The organism is Agrobacterium sp. 22-223-1 (assembly GCF_053522385.1).
Genome location: NZ_JBNWCN010000001.1, coordinates 2,111,811 through 2,132,268 on the forward strand (window position 1 = coordinate 2,111,811; position 20,458 = coordinate 2,132,268).

Genomic DNA, 20,458 nt, shown 5'->3' on the forward strand with positions numbered 1-20,458 from the left:
AGTTCAGAGGATGGAAAAGCGCAGGCCGAAGGAACGGCTTTCGCCCGGCTGGAGAATATTGAACTCGCCGGAAGCCTCAAGCTCGCTCCGCCCCACCCAGCGATGCGAAACCGGCTCGATGCCGAGCACATTGGCCGGCGCCTGCTGGTTGCGCCACATCTGCAGATAGGGCAGCGTTTCCGTGCGAAAACGTACGGTCAGCGTTTTCCCGCCGATGGCCGCAATCGGTCCGAGCGCGAGCGACGCCCACTCGTCATCACCGGCGGGAACGCAGAAAACGGTGCCCGACTCTTCGCCGAAACGCCAGCGGTGGCCGCCACCATCCAACATCGCGCCTTCAAGCCGCACGGCATCGTCGAAGAGGCGCGCGCCGACATTCATATGATACATCAGAAACACCGGGATGGGCCGCGCCGAGGTGTTGACGATCTTATCATCGAGGCTGACTTCGCCGCTTTCCCCGTCGATGCGCCATGTCCGTTCCAGAAGGGCCGTGCCGCCATCTGCAAGCTTCACGGGAACCTCGACGCGCGCCAATGCATTGGACTCATGAACATCGAACGCGATGATCGTCGCGGGATGCGAGGAAAAGGATCCATGCAGCGGATATCGACGCCCCTCACCGTCGCCATCGATCGGTTCGGGATGGCGGATATGGTCGGGACCGCAGGTGAACAGAAAGCCTTCCAGCGAATGGTCGATGCGCGCATCGCCATCGTCGGGAATGGCGCGACCGGGCGCGATGTCGATACCATCGACGACGCAGGCGCCGATATCGAAAACGGAGGTTTCATCGAGGAAAATGCGTGGCGATCTGCCAGCCTGAAACGAACGCAAGATAACCTCCCTGTGACCCTAAAAACGCATGCTTCACGGAAACGCTACTAACCGTGACGGAAATTAAGATTGCATTAACCGCGAATTCACCTTTTTCACAATAGGGTCAAGATTGCGGTGTGTTTATCGGTGAACAAGCAAGGGATAGCAGAATCGTGAAACAGTTTCTTAACGCAGCTCTGGGTCTGACAGTCGCGCTGGCGGCAGCTATCGCCCCGCTACAGGCTGGCGCGCAGCAGCGTTATGGCGATCAGCAGACGATGCTGGTGACCCCGGACGGTCGCGTGCTCGACTTCATGCCGGAGCGCGGCGATATCGTCATCAGCCGCGATTCCATGGGACGCACGGTGTTTTACGACCAGTACGGCAATCTCCTCGCCACCGAAATGCCCTCCGGCTACCAGCAGCGGCAGCAGGCGCGCCAGCGCGACACCACCTATTATCCGCCCGCCCCCGGCGGCCAGTATCGTGAGCCGCAGCGCGACTACGGCTATCAGGACAATGGCAGCGTGCGCGATTACCGCGAATATCGCGGCGACGGCTCCGACGAGAATTTCTACACCGGCTCCGTTCCCGCACCCGGTGCGGTGGAAAGCGGTCCGCTCGGCCAGCCGATGCCGGGCGAAAGCACCACGGCCGCCGTTCCGCAGCCGGACCACCTGATTGAGCGCCATACACCGGTGACAACGCCGGTCAATCGCTCGCGCCAGGAAATCGTCGCGCTCCAGACATTCCTCGACCGTGAAGGCATCTCGCCCGGCGTTATCGACGGCAAGATGGGCGACAACGTCAACAAGGCGATTGCCGCCTGGCAGGACATGACCGGCGAGAAGCTCGACCCCAACAATTCCGATGACATTCTGGAGCGTCTGCGCGCTTCCGGCGGCATGCCGATCGTCGACTACACCATCACTGCCGCCGATGCCGCCGGCCCTTATGTCGCCTCCATTCCGGACGACTATGCCGAGAAATCGCAGCTGCCTGCCCTCTCCTTCACCTCGACTTCGGAAGCGCTCGCCGAACGCTTCCACATGGATGAGAACTATCTGAAGGAACTCAACCCCGGCATCGATTTTTCCGTACCCGGCACCATCATCAAGGTCGTCAATCCCGGCGAGACGAAAAAGGGACAGGTGGCCCGCATCGTCGCACATAAGGGTATCAAGCAGGTCTTCGCCTATGGTCAGGACGGCAATCTGATCGCCGCCTATCCCGCCACCATCGGTTCCACGGATACGCCCTCGCCGAGCGGCACCCACACGGTGGAGCGCATCGCGCTCAATCCCGGCTACACCTATAATCCGAAGATCAACTTCAAGCAGGGCCAGAACGACAAGATTCTGCAGATCCCGCCGGGCCCGAACGGCCCGGTCGGCACGGTCTGGATTGCGCTGTCGAAACCGACCTATGGCATTCACGGCACGCCGGAACCCTCGAAGATCGGCAAGACCAACAGCCACGGCTGTATCCGCCTGACCAACTGGGATGCGACCGAACTGGCAAAAATGGTCCGCCCCGGCGTGGTGGTCGAATTCGCGGAATAGGATCGACCGAAAGAAAAAGAAAAAGCCCGGTGGTTTGGTCCGCCGGGCTTTTTTCATTTAATGGCGTTTCAGTCGCGTTTTTCCGTGAGGAAATAAAGCAGGGCTGCCACTGGCAAGGCGAAGCCGATCCACGAGGCGGCTTGCCATTCGCCGAAGGCATAGGCCCAGCCGCCGACGGCGGAACCGATTGCGCCGCCCATGAAGAACGTCGCCATATAGATGCCGTTCAGGCGGCTGCGGAATTCCGCTCCGAGCGCGAAGATGGCACGCTGGCCAAGCACCAGATTGGTGGTGACGCCGAAATCCAGAACGATGGCGGCGACGACCAGAATGGCGAGCGCCAGATGCGAGCCTTCGGGTGCAAGATGCGTAACGGTGAAGGAGAGCGCCACCGCCACCAGGGCAAAGAAGGTGGCCGCACGCGTCCAGCCACGATCCGCCATCCGCCCGGCAATCGGCGCGGCCACGGTGCCGGCCGCACCGGCCAGCGCGAAAAGCGCGATCTCACCCTGGCTCAGATTGAAATGCGGTCCGCTCAGATAAAGCGGCGTCGTGGTCCAGAACAGGCTGAAAGCCGCAAACAGGAAGGCGTGATAGATCGCCCGCCGCCGCAGGATCGGCGTGTGAAGCGCCAGCCGGCCCATCGAAGCCATCAATGCGCCGTAGCTCAGCCGCGCATCGGGCATACGGGCGGGCAGAAGCCGGAAAAGCACCACGGCAAGAAGCGCCATGACGGCCGCCGAGGTCAGAAACACACCCCGCCAGGAGACCACTTCCGACAAAAGGCTGGAAACCGGCCGCGCCAGCATGATGCCGGCCATCAGCCCGCTCATGACATTGCCGACCACCCGGCCGCGAATGGCGTGCGGCGCCATGTGGGCGGCATAGGGAACGATGACCTGCACCGCCACGGAACTGACGCCGACCAGAAAGGCCGCAATCAGAAACGGGGCCGCATGCGGTGCGAATGCCGCCGCCACAAGGGAAAGCACCGCCATCGCGACAGCGCTGACCACCAGCTTGCGGTTTTCAACGAGATCGCCGAGCGGCACGACAAACAGCAGACCGATACCGTAACCGATCTGGGTCAGGGTCACGATCAGCCCCGTCGCACCGGCAGAAAGACCGAGTTCCGCCCCGATGATGCCGGCCAGCGGCTGGCCATAATAAAGATTGGCGGCAATCAGTCCGCAGGCTGTCGCCAAGAGGAACGTCAAGGCCGGGGAAATGGATGTTGCCTCGACATCATCCCCTTCAATTACACGCGTCGTCATCATTTTCTCCAATATGGAAACAATCGTTTCCTAAATAGTCACAAAATCAATCGGCAAGCTTCATGGCGATATCCACCACAGCCACCATGTCTTTAAGGCTGCGCCCCGTCTTTCCCACCACGCGCATGCCGTACATCATGCACAGCATCGCCCGGGCGAGATCGTCGGGATCGGCCTTCGAACGCACGGAACCATCCTTCTGCCCTTCAGCAACGAGGCGGGCGACAATTCGCTCCCTCGCCTTCACCGCCCGCTCGACCACGATTGCAATATCGTCATCCAGAGCCGCCAGATCGGCAGCAGCACCAACCACCAGACATCCATCGGAACCGACACCGCCATGCGACCGTTCCGCATAGAACATTAGGCCTGCCCTCAGGCGCTCATAGCCGGTGTCACAACCGGCCACCGCCGCCTCGAAACGCTCGGTCTGCACGATCCTGTAGCGTTCCATCGTGGCGATGAAGATGGCTTTCTTGTCCTTGAAGGCCTTATAAAGACTGCCCTGCGCCAGTTCCATCGCATCGGTGAGATCACCGACGGAGGTGGCATGATAACCGCGTCGCGAAAAAACGCGGATCGCGCCATCGAGTGCACGGTCGACGTCAAACTCGCGCGGCCTGCCGCGATGGCGCTGTTCCGGTGAATTGGTGTGGTTGATATTGCTCATGGCCGGAATATAGGAAACGATCATTTCCAAATCAAGCAAATAATTTTATCCTCTGTGCGAACTAGCGCGATGAAGCCGGGCGCCTGGCTATTTCCCGATACAACGCCTCGGGAGAAACGCCTATTTCAGCAGCGAGGCTCTTCCATTGCCCCTTGGGCGGAAGCAGACCTTCATTGACGGTGATCCAGGCATCGAGCCGTGCGCCAACCGAGCGCAGCGCCAATATTTCCGCCCGCGTCCTGACCTTTTTTAGCTCGCCGGAGATATGATTTATCCATTCGAGTGCGAATGCGGGTTCGCGTTCCAGCAATTGCCGCAGCGTGCCGATAGGCACGAACAAGGCACGTCCGGCTGTCATGGCGATGGCGTCGCAGTGATATTTCTCCGAAAACACCGAGGCTTCGGCAAGAACCGACATCGGCCCCGCCCGTTGCAACACGGCACTATGTCCATCCTCCTGAAACCGCATCAGATGGACATAGCCCTCGACCACCAGCGCCAGCACGTGAATGGAATCGCCTTGATGAAAAAGGTATTCGCCTTTTTCAAAGGATCTGGACGCGGACGCCTTCGGGCGAAGCTGGTCAAAAATCGAACTCGACATGATTTCTATCATGTCCGGCAAACCGGCCTGCTGACAAGCTCAGGGGATCGCAACAACCCAAGTAGCCCCATGAAATCCACGGTTCTTATCTTCCTCACCGCTCTTCTCCCCCTCTCAGCCGCCGGGGAAGAGCAGCATCTCCACCAATCTCCCTATGCGGGCCAGCAGAGCCGAACCATCAAGAGCCTGTCGGCTGAAGATATTGCCGAACTGGAACAGGGAGGCGGATGGGGCTTTGCGAAAGCCGCCGATCTCAACGGTATGCCGGGTCCCTCACACGTCAGCAAGATGGCGACCGAACTGGCGCTGACGACCGAGCAGGCCGCCGCCGTCCAACAGCTGTTTCAAACCATGCGGAAAGATGCTGCGACAGAAGGCAGGCAAATGATCGCCCGCGAAGCGGCACTGGATGCAGGCTTCCGTAATGGCTCAATCGATGCGGATCAATTGCGAGCGCAACTCGACCGTATTGAAGAAAGCCGCGCCAGACTGAGATACATCCACCTTGCCGCTCATCTCGAAACGGTAAAGCTGCTGACCAAGGAGCAGGTCGCACGGTACAACAGGCTGCGCGGCTTTGCACCTTAACGAGCGCGCGGACGGAGCCGGTCCTCCCTGCCCTGGCGGCAGCTCCGGCTTTCAGGCGGCCTTGCGGGTGAAAAGGCGCGCGGGTTGCGTGCCGAGCCGCAAAAGACGTTTCGGCAGCAGGCCGACGACTTCGGTGGCGAAGGCTTTCGCGTTCTCCACCGCCTTGTCGATATTGCTGACCTTGTCCTTATCGAGACAGAGAAGCGTGCCGCCATAATCGAAAATATCGCGATAGGCCGCTCTCTCGACAATCGGCGTATTGAGCACCGAGACGTTCTTTTCCACCAGCAGCATTTTGACTAGCAGCAGCGAGCGCGTCGCCACCATGGCATTCACCCGTGTCAGTACGATGGAATGGGCGATGGCCTTGCCCATCTTGCGGTTCAGGAATTCGATGTGATCCAGAACCTCGGCAGCGCCGCGCGCATCCATGGCTGAGCCCTGCACCGGGATCAGCACGTGATCGGAAATACCGAGCGCCATGGTCAGAAGCGGGCTTTTCGCGCCCGGCAGGTCGATGATGAAACAGTCAGTATTGGTTTTATTCTCGCGAATATGGCCTTCAAGCGAAGCCATCGTTACATGCGAAATCACCGAGAGATTTTCGATCTCGCCGGACAAGTCGTGCCAGCGGGAAATCCACAATTGCGGATCGGCATCCAGAACCGTCACGCGGTGGCCGCTGCGGGCGAGTTCGGTTGCCAGAAGCAGCACGGCGGTCGTTTTTCCGGCGCCGCCCTTGGTGTTGGCAAAAGTAATGACAGGCATGATATCCCCGATTGATCAGAGCCATTTCATGCTCATTCACGCACCGAGCCAATCATGGTGCTTTCCATAACCTTAACGAACATGGTTAAGAAAAGACTAAGATCGTTTTTGGAGACAACAAAAAGCCCGCGATAAATCGCGGGCTTCATGGATTAGAAATCGTACGTGGCTCGCTCCCCGCGCAGGGCACGACGTTGCCACTCGTTTCTTCTCCCCGCCGGGGAGAAGGTGGCCCGAAGGGTCGGATGAGGGGGCAACGTCAGCGAGAGACCGAGAGCTTGCCCCCTCATCCCGCTGCCGCGACCTTCTCCCCGGCGGGGAGAAGAAACAAGCGGCACCCTCTCAACCTCTCACAAACCTGACGAATAAAGGTCGCTCCTTAAAAGCAGTCCTCGAACAACTTCTTCGTATTCTCCAGCGTCATCGGCACCGGATTACCACCGCAGCTCGGATCCTTGATCGCTTCCGCCGTCAGTTCGTCGATGCGATCCGGCTTGATACCCATGGCGGTCAGGTTTTCCGGCACACCGAGTTCCCTGCGAAGCTCCAGCACATAGTCATAGAAGCCGTCGAAACCGCCAGAGATACCGAGATAGGCGGCCGCGCGGGCAATCTTGTCTTCGATGGCGGGGCGGTTGAAGCGCAGCGCCGCCGGCATGACGACGGCGTTGGTCATGCCGTGATGGGTGTTGTAGACCGCGCCGATCGGGTGCGAGAGCGAGTGAATGGCGCCGAGACCCTTCTGGAAGGCCACCGCCCCCATCGCCGCCGCCGCCATCATATTGGTGCGCGCTTCGATATCCGTGCCGTCCTTATAGGCGCGCGGCAGGAATTCCTTGACGAGCCGCAGGCCCTCCAGCGCAACACCAGCGCTCATCGGATGATAGAAGGGCGACGAATAGGCCTCGAGGCAATGGGCAAAGGCATCCATGCCCGTGCCCGCCGTGATGACCTTCGGCATGCCAACCGTCAGTTCCGGATCGCAGATGACGACGCCGGGCAAGAGCTTCGGATGGAAGATGATCTTCTTCACATGGGTCTGCGAATTGGTGATGACGCTGGCGCGACCGACTTCCGAACCGGTGCCCGCCGTCGTCGGCACGGCGACGATGGGCGCGATCTTCGAAGCGTCCGCCCGGGTCCACCAGTCGCCGATATCCTCGAAATCCCAGACCGGGCGTGTCTGCCCGGCCATGAAGGCGATGGTCTTGCCGAGATCAAGGCCAGAGCCGCCGCCGAAGGCGACGACGCCGTCGTGACCGCCATCGCGATAGGCTTTCACGCCGGCTTCCATGTTGATCTCGTTGGGGTTCGGATCGACCTCGGCGAAGATCGCCCGGCCGAGACCCGCCTCTTCCAGCACATCCAGCGCATGCGCGGTGATCGCCATATTGGCAAGGCCGCGATCCGTGACAAGCAGCGGCTTTTTTATGCCGAGCGTCTTGCAGGCTTCCGCCAGTTCCTTGATCCGGCCACGGCCAAGCTTGACGGCGGTGGGATAGCTCCAGTTGGCGACGATATTCATTTCGTGACTTTCTTCAGATGGTAGGATTTCGGGCGGGTCAGGTTCTGGAAACCGAGGACGGAGAGCGAGCCGCCACGGCCGGTTTCCTTCACGCCGGTCCAGCAAAGGGCGGGATCGAGATAATCCGCGCGGTTCATGAACACAGTGCCGGTTTCGATCTCGCGGCCGATGCGACCGGCGCGGGCGGCATCCTGCGTCCACAGCGAGGCGGTAAGGCCATATTTGCTGTCATTCATCAGCGCGATGGCTTCATCGTCGTTCTTGACCTTCATGATGCCGACGGCCGGGCCGAAGGTTTCTTCGGTCATGAATTCCATGGAATGATCGACATTGACGAGAACTTGCGGCGCGACATAAGCGCTTTCGCCGTCATCGGCGGGGAAAAGCTTCGGATCGACCAGCGCTTTGGCGCCCTTGGCGACAGCATCGGCGACCTGCGCGCGCACCACCTTGGCGAAACGCTTGTTGGCCATCGGCCCGAGCGTGGTTTCCTCAACCAGCGGATTGCCGAGCTTGTAGTTGGAGACCCACGCCACGGACTTTTCGACAAAGGCGTCATAGAGGTTTTCATTGACGTAGATGCGCTCGATACCGCAGCAGCATTGCCCGGAATTATAGGTGGCGCCATCCATCAGCGTATCGACGGCGGCGTCGAGATCGGCGTCCTCCATCACATAACCGGGGTCCTTGCCGCCAAGCTCAAGCCCGAGACCGGTGAAGGTGCCGGCCGCGGCGCGCTCGATGGCGCGGCCGCCTTCCACCGAACCGGTGAAATTGACGAAGTTGAACAGGCCCTCGGAAATCAGCGCCGAGGTCGTGCCGTGGTCGAGGAAAACATTGATGAAGACATCGTCAGGCACACCGGCCTCGACGAAAGCCCGCACCATGCGCTCGCCCACCAGCAGCGTCTGCGCCGCATGTTTGATGACGACCGTATTGCCGGCCATCAAGGCGGGTGCGACGGTGTTGATCGCCGTCATGTAAGGATAGTTCCACGGCGCGATGACGAAGACCACGCCATGCGCTTCGCGCTCGATGCGGCGTTCGAAATTGCCGCTTTCCTCGATGACGAGCGGCGCCAGCGCATCGGCGGCGATGGAAGCGACATAGTTGGAGCGCTCGTTGAACCCCTTGAACTCGCCGCCATAACGCACCGGACGGCCCATCATATGCGCCAGTTCCGGCACCACTTCCGCCACCATTTCGTTGAGGCGGGCGACGCCCTTCAGAACCAGCTGAACGCGGTCCTCAAGCGGACGCCGCGCCCAGTCCTTTTGCGCCTTGCGCGCTTTCGAAACGGCGGCCCGCGCCGCCTCCAGCGACATCGCCTCCCGCTCGGCATAAACCGAGCCGTCGATGGGCGAGATATTCTGGATCATGGTCATGATGTTTTCCCGTAATGATTAGGCTCGTTCGAAACCGCGCGCCACTTCCCAGTCGGTCACGCGGCGGTCGTATTCTTCCTGCTCCCATCGTCCGGCATGGACGTAATGATCGATCACATCGTCGCCAAAGGCGTTGCGCAGCATTTTCGATCCATCCAGATAGGCAGTGGCGTCACGCAGGGTCTTGGGTATCTCGCGCACGTCCTTGCCGCCATAGGCATCGCCGACAAAAGCGGGCTCAAGTTCGAGTTTATTTTCGATGCCGTCAATGCCCGCCGCAAGCAAAGCCGCCATGGCGAGATAGGGATTGAGGTCCGAGCCGCCGACGCGGCATTCGATGCGGATACCCTTGGTGCCTTCGCCGCAGAGACGATATCCCGCCGTGCGGTTGTCGAGGCTCCAGATCGCCTTGGTGGGCGCAAAGGTGCCGGCCATGAACCGCTTGTAGGAATTGATATAGGGCGCGAGGAAATAGGTGATCTCGCTGGCATGGGCGAGAAGCCCGGCAACATAGTGCCGCATCAGTTCCGACATGCCGTGCTTGGCGTCCTTGTCGAGGAAGGCCGGCGTCTTGCCATCGGCGCTCCACAGCGACTGGTGAATATGCGAGGAGCTGCCGGCGGCGTTGTAATTCCACTTGGCGAGGAAGGTCACCGCCTTGCCCTTGGACCACGCAATCTCCTTGGTCGCGTTTTTGATGATGGCGTGCCGGTCGGCCATGGTCAGCGCATCGGCATAACGCACATTGATTTCCGCCTGACCTGCGGACGCTTCGCCCTTGGAATTCTCGACCGGAATGCCGGCGCCTTGCAGGCCCTTGCGCAGCGCCCGCATGACATCCTCTTCCTTGGTCGTCTGGAAGATATGGTAATCCTCATTATAACCGCTGGCGAGGTTCAGGCCCTTGTAACCGTTAGCGCGTGCCGCGTCGAAGGTCTGGTCGAACAGGAAAAATTCCAGTTCGGTTGCCATATAGGCCTTCAGCCCCATGGCCTCCAGCCGCGCCACCTGCTTTTTCAGGAGCGCGCGAGGCGAATGCGGCACTTCTTCATGGGTGTGATGATCGAGCACGTCGCACAATACCAGCGCCGTGCCTTCCAGCCACGGCACACGCCGCAGCGTGGAAAGATCGGGCTTCAGCACATAGTCGCCATAACCCTTTTCCCAGCTGGAGGACTTGTAACCGGGAACGGTTTCCATCTCCATGTCGGTAGCAAGCACGTAATTGCAGCTATGGGTTTCCTCAAAGGCGCTTTCAACGAAGAATTCCGCCTGGAACCGTTTGCCCATCAGACGCCCCTGCATGTCGACAAGGCAGGCCAGAACCGTGTCGATGCGCCCCTCGGCGACATCCATTTTAAGCGCGTCGAATGTGTAGCTCGTCATTTTGTCCGTTCCCTTTATTGTCGTGGCCGGGCGGCCGGAATGCGGCCGCCCGTTTGTTTGAACATCAGGCCTTTGCAGCCGCTGCGGCAACCGCAGCCTGCTTGTGCTCCAGCGCGAATTCCTCTTCCGGCGACAGGATGAGGCGATGGCGTCCGACAAAGGCGAAGTAGGCAATCGCCACGGCGAACCAGACGGCGACCCAGAGCACGCCCTTGGTGAAGTTCGGATCCTGGATCTGGTAGAGCAGCGTGACGATGGCGATGATGACCGTCAGAACCGCGCCCGGAATGCCGAAGGGCGAGCGGAACGGCCGCTCGATATGCGGCAGGTTCTTTCGGAGCAGAATGAAGGAAATCGCCTGCATGATGTAGGAGAACATCGCACCGAATACGGCCATGTTCAAAAGCACGCTGCCGATGATGCTGCCGCCCTGTTCCGCACCCAGCGCGAACCAGATGACGAGCATGACCGCCAAGCCGACAATCGCGCCGGTGATGTTGGCAACGTATGGCGTGCGGTACTTGGAATGGGTGATCGACAGCACGGTCGGGAAGTAACCCGCACGCGACAGCGAATAGATCTGCCGGCCCTGCGCGTAGAGGATCGTATGGAAGCTGGCGATCAGGCCGGTCAAGGCAACGAGACCCAGCACCACCACGCCGCCATCGCCATAGATCGCCTTGAAACCATCGAGCAGCGGCTCAAGCGAGGAGCTGAGATGGAAGGCGCCGACGCCCGGCAGGGATGGGTTGAGCAATACGATCATGAAGGCCGAAACCATCAGCGTTATCATGCCGAGGATGATGCCCTTCGGCATGTCGCGCTTGGGATCGACCGATTCTTCCGCCGCCAGCGGCAGTTGCTCGATGGCAAGGAACAGCCAGACCGCGAAAGGCAGCGTCGCGAGAACGCCCGAGAACCCGAAGGGGAAGGAGGAACCGCCGCCCTCCGGCAGCTCCACCGCCTTGCCGTCAGGTCCGACACCGATGTTGAGCGCGAAACGCGAAAAATCGATGTTCGGGATGGCGCTGATCCAGAAGAACACCAGAACGGCAAGCGAAATCAGCGTGATAACCAGCGTCACCTTGAAGGAAAGCTCAAGCCCGAAGACATTGAGCGCAAGGAATATCGCGTAGAACGCTATCCACACGAAGGGTGAATAAGCGGGATCGAGGCCGAGAATGGAGTTCACATAGGCCGTGATGAAGGTGACGACGACCGCCGGCGTCAGCACATATTCGACATTCTCGCAAAGCCCGGTGATGAAGCCGCCCCATGGGCCCATGGCCGTGCGGGCAAAGGAATAGGCCGCACCGGTATGCGGCAAGGCCGGGCTCATTTCCGCAATCGAAAATGTCAGCCCGAGATACATGATGGCGATGATGATGCCCGCCACCAGCATGCCGCCCCAGCCGCCGGTGGAGAAGCCGAAATTCCATCCGGAAAAATGCCCGGAAATGACCGCGCCGACGCCGAGCGACCAGAGCGACCACACGCCCGCATAACGGGATAGTCCGCGTTTTTCGAAATAGGATGCATCAGCCTTCTTGTAGCTGACGCCTGACGATGAACTGTCCATGCCCTTCTCTCCTGAATAAGAAAAAAACAAGCCAGTCAGCCGTTATTGGCCGATTGTGCCCCAGTTTCCGGCTTCACCCGGGAATTTCCCGCGATTGGCCGCACGCACTTGCTGTTCCCTTGCCGCTTTATGTTTTTCCGGCTGCATGGCCGGTTTTTATAAAATGGCGGCAGTCTCATCTGGCAGCCGACCCCGGTGTTTTCACCATCGGCCGGCCATAGCTCCCTCACTCATCGATCGATGAGAGCGCCTTCCCCATAAGCTCGTAAAGAAAACCGGCGATTGCCGCCTGCTCTCCTTCATTGGTGATGAGATCGTTGCGGATCTCGATCATGACGTTCAAAAGCCCGTCCGGCAGCGCATGCAGCCGCAGCGTATGCGTCACGCCGTCTTCCGGGCCATAGGGATCGTTGCGATTGACCGTGAGCGTGGACCCTTCGGCGCCCGCCAGCATCGCATCCGCGAGGCGGCTGTCGGTATCGTGCAGGATGCCGATCTCAACTTTTCGGAACCGGCCGTGATAGACCGGGGTGAAACTGTGGATGGTTACCACCACCACGTTGCGGCCATCCGCCTGCCGCGCGGCGATGATCTCGCTCACCCGGTCATGAAACGGCACATAAAGTGCTGAGGTGCGGGCGAACCGCTCCGCTTCGCTGAGATCGAAATTGCCGGGAATATCGTAAATCTCGCTTTTCACCGGCATGGCGGAAGGCGATTCGGGCGGCCGGTTGCAATCATAGACGAGACGTGAAAACCGCTGATAGACGAGCGTGGCGTCAAACTTTTCCGAAAGCAGCCGGGCGACGGCCAGAGCGCCCGGATCCCAGGCCGCATGGCTCGAAAGCACCTCCGGCGAAAGACCCAATGTGCCGAATTTCTGCGGAATGGTGGCGGAGGCATGTTCGCAGACGAGAAGGACGTCGCCCTTCGCCGCAGCATTCTCGATGCCGACGGCCTGCCCTTCCGCTTCTGTGAAAAACCGTGACCGCACCGTCATGCACGAACCCCGCCCGGAAACCCCGTCGCTCCGTCAACGCCGAAAAGAATTCTTCACATTATTGCGAGTGTCAAATGGAATTTTGAAATTTTCTCTTCATTTTCCCATTGACTCGATAGCTGGCACAGATGTTTATTTTAGCCATGCACCGGCAGAAGACCGGAAGGGGAAAAATTTGCGCAGCACGACGGCGACCGTGTCGGATGTCATTCATGCCCATTACGACGCACTGACCCGTTCGGAAAAACGGCTGGCGGAGAGCCTGCTCGGCAACTACCCCGTCTCCGGCCTCGGCAGCATCACCACCATTGCGGAAAATGCCGGCGTTTCGACGCCGACGGTGGCGCGCATGGTGCAGAAGCTCGGCTACAAGGGCTATCCGGAATTTCAGGCGCATCTGCACCAGGAGTTGGAAGCGACGATCTCCGGCCCCATCGCCAAACATGACCGCTGGGCAACCAATGCCCCCGGCCTGCATATTCTCAACCGCTTCGCCGATGCCATCACCGGCAATCTGCGCGATACGCTGAGCGATCTCGACACCGCCGTCTTCGACAATGCCGCAGCGCTGCTTTCCGACCGCAAGCGCAGCATCTATTTCGTCGGCGGGCGCATTACGGGTGCGATCGCCGAATATTTCTTCACCCACATGCAGGTGATCCGGCCGAAGACGACGCTGATGTCGTCGAATTCCAGCGCCTGGCCGCAATATATGCTGAACATGAGCGCCGGCGACATACTGGTTATCTTCGACATCCGCCGTTACGAGCACGACATGACGACGCTGGCCGAAGTGGCCAAGGCAAACGGCGTACAGATCATTCTCTTCACCGATCAATGGACATCGCCGGTGGCGCGCCACGCGCTGCACACTTTCCGCGTCAGGATCGAAGCTCCCTCGGCATGGGATTCCTCGGTCGTCACGCTGTTCGTGGTCGAAGCGCTGATCGAAGCGGTGCAGAACGGCACCTGGGATGAAACCAGGGAACGCATGAATGCACTGGAAGGCCTGTTCGAACAGACGCGGCTGTTCCGCAAGCCGGACAGAACATGAAACTACATAGCCGGGCAACTTGCTTGACGCGGATGCCGCACGCTGATTGGATACCTGTCATCGCTACCAGCACGATAAAACAGGATAAGAAACCAAGCTGGGGAACGTATCTGGCCACCACGGATCATGAAGGGAATCTCCCGCAATTGCAGGCAAAAAGCCGGGTGATGGCGGAAAACGGGCGTAAAGTGACGGAATCCGGATAAATAAATTGCAATCCAGCCGTCACATTAGCTTCATCGAGAATCCGTATCAGCGTCCGCAATATGAGAACACGAAGAGGAGAAAAAAGTGATCTCTCACTGCCGCCGACTGCTCGCTACGACCACTGCACTGGTCATCGCCTCCACCGCAATTGCCGCCGCTGAACCGAGCGCCGAGCTGATCGCCGCCGCCAAGAAGGAAGGCATGCTGACCACCGTCGCGCTGCCGCACGACTGGTGCGGTTACGGCGACGTGATTGCCGCTTTCAAGGCGAAATATCCGGAAATCACCGTCAACGAACTGAACCCCGACGCCGGCTCCGCCGACGAAGTCGAAGCGGTGAAGGCCAACAAGGACAATAAGGGCCCGCAGGCGCCTGACGTCGTTGACGTCGGCCTCGCCTTCGGCCCGCAGATGAAGGCCGAAGGTCTGCTGCAGCCATACAAGGTCTCCACCTGGGACGAAATTCCCGACAACGTCAAGGATCCGGAAGGTTACTGGTACGGCGACTATTACGGCGTGATGTCCTTCTTCGTGAACAAGGACCTCGTCAACAACGCACCGAAGGACTGGGCCGACCTGCTGAAGCCGGAATATTCCGGTCAGGTAGCGCTTGCCGGTGACCCGCGCGCTTCCAACCAGGCCATCCTCGGCGTTCTCGCCGCCGGTCTTGCCACGGGCGCGAAGTCCGGCAAGGAAGCCGGTGAAGCTGGCCTGAAATATTTTGCCGATCTCAACAAGGCCGGCAACTTCCTGCCGGTCATCGGCAAGGCTGGCACGCTGGCGCAGGGCGCGACCCCGATCATCGTTGCCTGGGACTATAACGCGCTGTCCTGGAAGAAGACACTGAACGACAACCCGCCGACAGAAGTTGTCGTCCCTGAGAAGGGCGTTCTGGCCGGTGTCTACGTTCAGGGCATTTCCGCTTACGCGCCGCATCCGAACGCTGCCAAGCTGTGGATGGAGCACCTCTACTCCGACGACGGTCAGCTCGGCTGGCTGAAGGGCTATTGCCACCCGATCCGCTTCAACGCCATGGTCAAGGCCGGCAAGGTTCCGCAGGAACTGATCGACAGCCTGCCGCCGGCAGCAGCCTATGAAAAGGCTATCTTCCCGACACTCGAGGAAGTCGATGCCAACAAGGCTGCCGTCACCGGTGGCTGGGACAGCGTTGTCGGCGCGAACGTGAAGTAAACTGTTGAAAATGCACCCCGGCCGATCAAAAGCCGGGGTGCTTCTTTTATGATGTAGACCTTTATATACAGACCGTTTGAAAACGGCGTTTGGGGACAAGGATGCCATCAACCAACACCGGCGGACCATCCGACGCGGGCAGGAAACTGCCGCTGCACTGGATTGGCGTCGTACCTTTTGCCGTTTTTGTTTTACTGTTTCTGATTATGCCGACGATGAAGATCGTCATCGGCGCATTCCAGCATGCCGATGGCAGCTTTACGCTGGAAAATATCGCCGGGCTTTTCACCTCCTCCATCCTTGCGGCCTACTGGATTTCGATCAAGATCAGCCTCGCCTCGGCGGCGCTGGGCTGCCTGATCGGCTTTGCCGTCGCCGCCGCCGTGGTGCTGGGCGGATTGCCGCAGCGCATTCGCGGACCGCTTCTGACCTTTTCCGGCGTCGCTTCGCAATTTGCCGGCGTGCCGCTCGCCTTCGCCTTCATCGCCACGCTTGGCCCGGTCGGCCTTCTCACCGTCTTCCTGAAGACGCAGATCGGCATCGATCTGAGGCTGCTCGGCTTCAACATCCTGTCCTTCTGGGGTCTCACCGTCACCTATCTGTTCTTCCAGATACCGCTGATGATCCTCATCATCACGCCTGCGCTGGACGGGCTGAAGCGCGAATGGCGCGAAGCGGCGGAAATCCTTGGCGCCACCGGCCTGCAATATTGGCGCATGGTGGCCTTCCCCATCCTTTTGCCGTCGCTGCTTGGCACCATGTCGCTACTCTTCGCCAACGCCTTCGGCGCGGTGGCCACCGCAATCGCGCTCACCGGCTCCTCGCTCAACATCGTGCCTATCCTGCTCTTCGCGCAGATCCGTGGTGACGTTCTCGGCAATCCGCATCTCGGTTACGCGCTTGCCTTCGGCATGATCGTCGTCACCGGCATTGCCAATGCGCTTTATATCTGGCTGCGCGCCCGCAGCGAAAGGTGGCTGAAATGAAGCGTTTCTTCGCCTGGGGCGCGCTGGTCTTCGGCCTTCTTTATTTCGCCCTGCCGCTGATCGGCATGACCAACTTCTCGCTGAAAATGCGGCGCGGCGAATATTCCTTCGACGCTTATGCCAGAGTGCTCAGCGATCCTCGCTTTCAGGAAACCTTCAGCTATTCGGTAGTGATGGCGCTGTTCACCATCGTCTTCGGGGTTCTGCTGGTGGTGCCCACCGCCTATTGGGTGCGCCTGAAACTGCCAAGCCTGCGCCCCTATATCGAATTCATCACGCTTTTGCCGCTGGTCATCCCGGCCATCGTCATCGTCTTCGGTTATATCCGGCTTTACAACACCTCGAGCTGGCTGCCGCTGACCGGCACGAGCTTCGGCACCAACCTGCTTTTGATGTTCGGTTATGCCACGCTCGCCTTGCCCTATATGTACCGCGCCGTCGATACCGGCCTCCGAACCATCGATGTGGCGACGCTGACAGAAGCGGCGCAGAGCCTCGGCGCGGGCTGGGCGACCATCCTGTCGCGCATCATCCTGCCCAATGTTCTGGTCGCCGTGCTGTCTGGCGCGTTTTTGACCTTCGCCATCGTCATCGGTGAATTTACCATGGCGGCCCTTTTGAACCGCCCGGCCTTCGGCCCCTACATGCAGCTGCTCGGTGCAAACCGCGCCTATGAACCGGCCGCACTTGCCGTGATTTCCTTCGGCATCACCTGGGGTTGCCTGGGTCTGATCCAACTCGTTTCACGCTACCAGAAGGGCGCGCCTCCCAAGGCCTGAGGACAATATTTTCATGAGCTTTTTGACACTTAGCAACATCAAGAAATCCTTCGGCTCCGTGCAGGTCGTGCATGATTTCAACATGGCCATCGAAAAAGGCGAGTTCGTCTCCTTCCTCGGGCCATCGGGCTGCGGCAAGACCACCGTGCTGCGCATGATCGCCGGCTTTGAAAGCCCTACCGGCGGATCGATCGTCATCAATGGCAAGGACCAGACGGCGCTCAGACCGAACCAGCGCAATATCGGCATGGTGTTTCAGGCCTATGCGCTGTTCCCCAACATGAATGTCTATGAAAACGTCGCCTTCGGGCTCAAAGTCGCCGGCAAGCCGAAAGCCGAGATCGATGCGCGCGTGAAGGAAATGCTCCAGCTCATCCATCTGGAACATCTCGCGGACCGTTACCCCTACCAGATGTCGGGCGGCCAGCAGCAGCGCGTGGCGCTCGCCCGCGCGCTCGCGCCGAAGCCGGAAGTGCTTCTGCTGGACGAGCCGCTCTCCGCGCTCGACGCCAAGATTCGCGTGTCGCTGCGTGAGGAAATCCGCCAGATCCAGCAGAAACTCGGCATCACCACCATTTTCGTGACCCACGATCAGGAAGAGGCCCTGTCGATTTCCGACCGCATCGTCGTCATGAATGGTGGCCGCGCCGACCAGATCGGCTCCCCCTTCGATATCTACAACAAGCCCGCGACCCGCTTCGTCGCCTCCTTCGTCGGCACGCTGAACCTCATCGACGCCACCGTGGTCGATTCCTCATCCAACACCATCCGTGTCGGAGAGCAGCAGATCACCCTGCACAAGCCGGTCAATGCGGCGAACGGCGAAAAAATCACCCTTGCCCTGCGTCCGGAAGCGGGCGCGCTCGGGGCCGATGCGAAGGGCGATGTCGCCATTTCCGGCCTCGTCACCTCCAGCCAGTTCCTCGGTTCCGTCATCCGCACCCGTCTCGATCTCGGCGGCTCGACCCTGTCTTTCGACATGTTCAATGATCCCGGCACAGCACCGCCCGCCGTCGGTGAGCAGGTGACGCTGAAATTCGCAGCCGGCGACCTGATGGTCATCAAGGACTGAAGCGCTTTTCCAGACGCAAAACCGCTTCGCCCATTTGCGGGACATGGTAGAGCAGGTATGACTTCGAACCTGCATACCAACCATGTGAGGCCATGATGCGCGCGCTTTTTTACGAACTGTTCGGCGAAACCCCGGTTGTTGCGTCCCTGCCAGATCCGGAACCGACCGATGGCGGCGTGGTCATCGAGGTAAAGGCGACCGGCCTCTGCCGCAGCGACTGGCACGGCTGGATGGGGCATGACCCGGATATCCGCCTGCCGCATGTTCCCGGCCACGAATTCGCAGGCGTGATCGCCGCTGTCGGCAAAAACGTCACCCGCTTCAAGACCGGCGACCGCGTTACCGTGCCCTTTGTTTCCGGCTGCGGCCATTGCCATGAATGCCGCTCCGGCAACCAGCAGGTCTGCGAGGCGCAGTTCCAGCCCGGTTTCACCCATTGGGGCTCCTTCGCCGAATATGTCGCCATCGATTATGCCGACCAGAACCTCGTGCATCTGCCTGATACGATGAGTTACGCCACCGCTGCCGGCCTCGGCTGCCGTTTCGCCACCTCCTTCCGGGCCGTGACCGATCAGGGACGCCTGAAGGGTGGCGAATGGCTGGCGGTGCATGGCTGCGGCGGCGTCGGCCTCTCCGCCATCATGATCGGCGCCGGCCTCGGCGCGCAGGTCGTCGCCATCGACATTGCGGAAGACAAGCTCGAACTTGCGCGGCAGCTGGGCGCGACCGCCACCATCAACAGCCGCTCGGTTGCCGATGTTGCCGAGGCGGTACGCGAAGTGACGGGTGGCGGCGCGCATGTCTCGATCGATGCGCTCGGTCACCCGCAGACCTGCTGCAACTCCATCAGCAACCTGCGTCGGCGCGGCCGCCATGTGCAGATCGGGCTGATGCTGGCCGATCACGCCATGCCCGCCATTCCCATGGCGCGGGTGATCGCGCATGAGCTGGAGATTTACGGCAGCCACGGCATGCAGGCGTGGCGTTACGAGGACATGCTGGCGATGATCGAAAGCGGCAGGCTCGCGCCGGAAAAGCTGATCGGCCGCCACATCACGCTTTCCGAGGCAGCAACCGCCCTGCCCGCCATGGACAGCTTTAAGGAAAGCGGCATCAGCATCATCGACCGGTTCGAATAGTGCGGGCTCCCGAGACCGTCTGAGGTTTAGGGATTTCACACCGCTCAGGCGCTCCTGCGTCCGAATGTCCGGACGGGCGTGGTTCCTCGGGCAGACGCATGGGCCGGCGATGCTGCCGGGATACGCGCCGCGTGATCCGTCTGGCTATCGCTCCATTGACGGTTTACCAGCTGTTTCTTGCGGACCTCCAGCGGGTCGGGGGTGTCCTCCTCCTGCCGCTTACTTCCCGCAATTGCGGAGGTCGTCGCCAATCGCGAAATCCACCGCACCAGCTGCATGCCCTTGTGAACAAGCACAAAGATACCAGCAATTGTGACCGCTATGATAATAACGAGGTTCCAGGGCGCGTCGCTGCCCCTCGCCGCCCGCTCCATGCGGTCTTTTGTCGTCGGATCAAAACCAAGCGTCGCCTTCAGCCTGACGATATCCGCATCGCTGAGCCTGCTGTACCGCTCGCCGCGATACAGCACATAACCGCTCCTATCCCCGCTTTTGAGATAACCAATGTCGAATGCTTCCCCGTCGCGAAGAAAAGGCTCGTTATCCGGCAGATCGTAAACGAGATCGATTGTCTCGCCGCCGCCGAATCCGGGGATGGCAAAAAACCGGGACTTCCGCGCCTCAGCTTCGCTCACGAATATCGCGGAAAATAGAAACCCAACCGAAAAAAGCGCAATATGCTTCATTCACTCTCTCCAACAACAACGAGAATGACAACAACTGGCATTACTAAATTAATTTGAGATTTATACTTACGATAACATCTTAAATTTAAGATATATATTGAATATATCTAATATTGATAGATTTATTACAGGAATTAACTGTGCTAATTTATAATAAAATGAAATTCGAAAGATGCGGCATGAC

19 protein-coding genes are annotated in these 20,458 nt (G+C 59.8%); 8 read left to right on the forward strand and 11 right to left on the reverse strand.

Annotated elements, in window-relative coordinates; translation table 11 throughout:
* Positions 1-3 precede the first annotated feature (3 nt).
* Positions 4-837 (reverse strand): aldose 1-epimerase family protein, encoded by an 834-nt coding sequence (locus tag ACQZ60_RS10505; RefSeq protein ID WP_448735189.1) that lies wholly within the window; start codon positions 835-837, stop codon positions 4-6.
* Between the two features lie 155 nt (positions 838-992).
* Here ACQZ60_RS10505 and ACQZ60_RS10510 point away from each other — a divergent pair, with 155 nt between their 5' ends.
* Entirely contained in the window at positions 993-2,381 is a 1,389-nt protein-coding gene (locus ACQZ60_RS10510) for a L,D-transpeptidase family protein (protein WP_020813638.1), read from the forward strand.
* 68 nt (positions 2,382-2,449) lie between these two features.
* On the opposite strand, the gene ACQZ60_RS10515 is transcribed toward ACQZ60_RS10510, so the two are convergent.
* Genes ACQZ60_RS10515 through ACQZ60_RS10525 form a run of 3 tightly spaced genes read right to left on the reverse strand, consistent with a single transcriptional unit; the run spans position 2,450 to position 4,941 of the window.
* Positions 2,450-3,655, reverse strand: coding sequence for an MFS transporter (locus ACQZ60_RS10515; protein WP_448735190.1), 1,206 nt, complete (start codon positions 3,653-3,655; stop codon positions 2,450-2,452).
* 46 nt (positions 3,656-3,701) lie between these two features.
* Positions 3,702-4,349 (reverse strand): TetR/AcrR family transcriptional regulator, encoded by a 648-nt coding sequence (locus ACQZ60_RS10520; protein ID WP_448735330.1) that lies wholly within the window; start codon positions 4,347-4,349, stop codon positions 3,702-3,704.
* A gap of 37 nt (positions 4,350-4,386) precedes the next feature.
* Positions 4,387-4,941 carry a Crp/Fnr family transcriptional regulator gene (locus ACQZ60_RS10525; RefSeq protein WP_020813641.1) on the reverse strand — a complete coding sequence of 185 codons (555 nt, stop codon included), beginning with the start codon at positions 4,939-4,941 and terminating at the stop codon, positions 4,387-4,389.
* A gap of 57 nt (positions 4,942-4,998) precedes the next feature.
* Here ACQZ60_RS10525 and ACQZ60_RS10530 point away from each other — a divergent pair, with 57 nt between their 5' ends.
* On the forward strand, positions 4,999-5,517 hold the full coding sequence (locus ACQZ60_RS10530; protein ID WP_448735191.1) for a Spy/CpxP family protein refolding chaperone: 519 nt from the start codon (positions 4,999-5,001) through the stop codon (positions 5,515-5,517).
* A gap of 51 nt (positions 5,518-5,568) precedes the next feature.
* Here ACQZ60_RS10530 and ACQZ60_RS10535 read toward each other — a convergent pair whose 3' ends face one another.
* From ACQZ60_RS10535 to ACQZ60_RS10560, 6 genes are all read right to left on the reverse strand, one after another.
* Complete coding sequence (locus ACQZ60_RS10535) at positions 5,569-6,285, reverse strand: ParA family protein (RefSeq protein ID WP_448735192.1); 717 nt, start codon at positions 6,283-6,285, stop codon at positions 5,569-5,571.
* A 379-nt stretch (positions 6,286-6,664) separates the two neighbouring features.
* Complete coding sequence (locus tag ACQZ60_RS10540; RefSeq protein ID WP_448735193.1) at positions 6,665-7,810, reverse strand: iron-containing alcohol dehydrogenase; 1,146 nt, start codon at positions 7,808-7,810, stop codon at positions 6,665-6,667.
* On the reverse strand, positions 7,807-9,195 hold the full coding sequence (locus tag ACQZ60_RS10545) for an aldehyde dehydrogenase family protein (protein WP_448735194.1): 1,389 nt from the start codon (positions 9,193-9,195) through the stop codon (positions 7,807-7,809). The genes ACQZ60_RS10540 and ACQZ60_RS10545 overlap by 4 nt, the downstream gene beginning before the upstream one ends.
* Positions 9,196-9,213: 18 nt before the next feature.
* Complete coding sequence (locus ACQZ60_RS10550; RefSeq protein WP_031234598.1) at positions 9,214-10,581, reverse strand: glutamine synthetase family protein; 1,368 nt, start codon at positions 10,579-10,581, stop codon at positions 9,214-9,216.
* A gap of 64 nt (positions 10,582-10,645) precedes the next feature.
* Entirely contained in the window at positions 10,646-12,160 is a 1,515-nt protein-coding gene (locus ACQZ60_RS10555) for an amino acid permease (protein WP_448735195.1), read from the reverse strand.
* A gap of 226 nt (positions 12,161-12,386) precedes the next feature.
* Positions 12,387-13,160 (reverse strand): N-formylglutamate amidohydrolase, encoded by a 774-nt coding sequence (locus tag ACQZ60_RS10560; protein WP_448735196.1) that lies wholly within the window; start codon positions 13,158-13,160, stop codon positions 12,387-12,389.
* Positions 13,161-13,335: 175 nt separating this feature from the next.
* Here ACQZ60_RS10560 and ACQZ60_RS10565 point away from each other — a divergent pair, with 175 nt between their 5' ends.
* From ACQZ60_RS10565 to ACQZ60_RS10590, 6 genes are all read left to right on the forward strand, one after another.
* A complete protein-coding gene (locus tag ACQZ60_RS10565) occupies positions 13,336-14,214 on the forward strand; it encodes a MurR/RpiR family transcriptional regulator (protein ID WP_142779500.1) in 879 nt (292 codons plus the stop codon).
* Between the two features lie 291 nt (positions 14,215-14,505).
* On the forward strand, positions 14,506-15,612 hold the full coding sequence (locus ACQZ60_RS10570; RefSeq protein WP_304981440.1) for an ABC transporter substrate-binding protein: 1,107 nt from the start codon (positions 14,506-14,508) through the stop codon (positions 15,610-15,612).
* Between the two features lie 101 nt (positions 15,613-15,713).
* The gene (locus ACQZ60_RS10575; protein ID WP_020813650.1) at positions 15,714-16,598 is read left to right on the forward strand and encodes an ABC transporter permease; all 885 of its coding nucleotides are present in this window, start codon (positions 15,714-15,716) and stop codon (positions 16,596-16,598) included.
* The gene (locus ACQZ60_RS10580; RefSeq protein ID WP_448735197.1) at positions 16,595-17,377 is read left to right on the forward strand and encodes an ABC transporter permease; all 783 of its coding nucleotides are present in this window, start codon (positions 16,595-16,597) and stop codon (positions 17,375-17,377) included. Before ACQZ60_RS10575 ends, ACQZ60_RS10580 begins: the two co-directional genes overlap by 4 nt.
* 13 nt (positions 17,378-17,390) lie before the next feature.
* Complete coding sequence (locus tag ACQZ60_RS10585; protein WP_448735198.1) at positions 17,391-18,449, forward strand: ABC transporter ATP-binding protein; 1,059 nt, start codon at positions 17,391-17,393, stop codon at positions 18,447-18,449.
* Between the two features lie 95 nt (positions 18,450-18,544).
* The gene (locus ACQZ60_RS10590; RefSeq protein ID WP_035261253.1) at positions 18,545-19,588 is read left to right on the forward strand and encodes a zinc-dependent alcohol dehydrogenase family protein; all 1,044 of its coding nucleotides are present in this window, start codon (positions 18,545-18,547) and stop codon (positions 19,586-19,588) included.
* A gap of 44 nt (positions 19,589-19,632) precedes the next feature.
* Here the strand turns inward: ACQZ60_RS10590 and ACQZ60_RS10595 are convergent, their stop codons facing one another.
* Positions 19,633-20,274: a hypothetical protein gene (locus ACQZ60_RS10595; protein ID WP_448735199.1), complete on the reverse strand. Its 642-nt coding sequence runs from the start codon at positions 20,272-20,274 to the stop codon at positions 19,633-19,635.
* Positions 20,275-20,458: the final 184 nt, after the last annotated feature.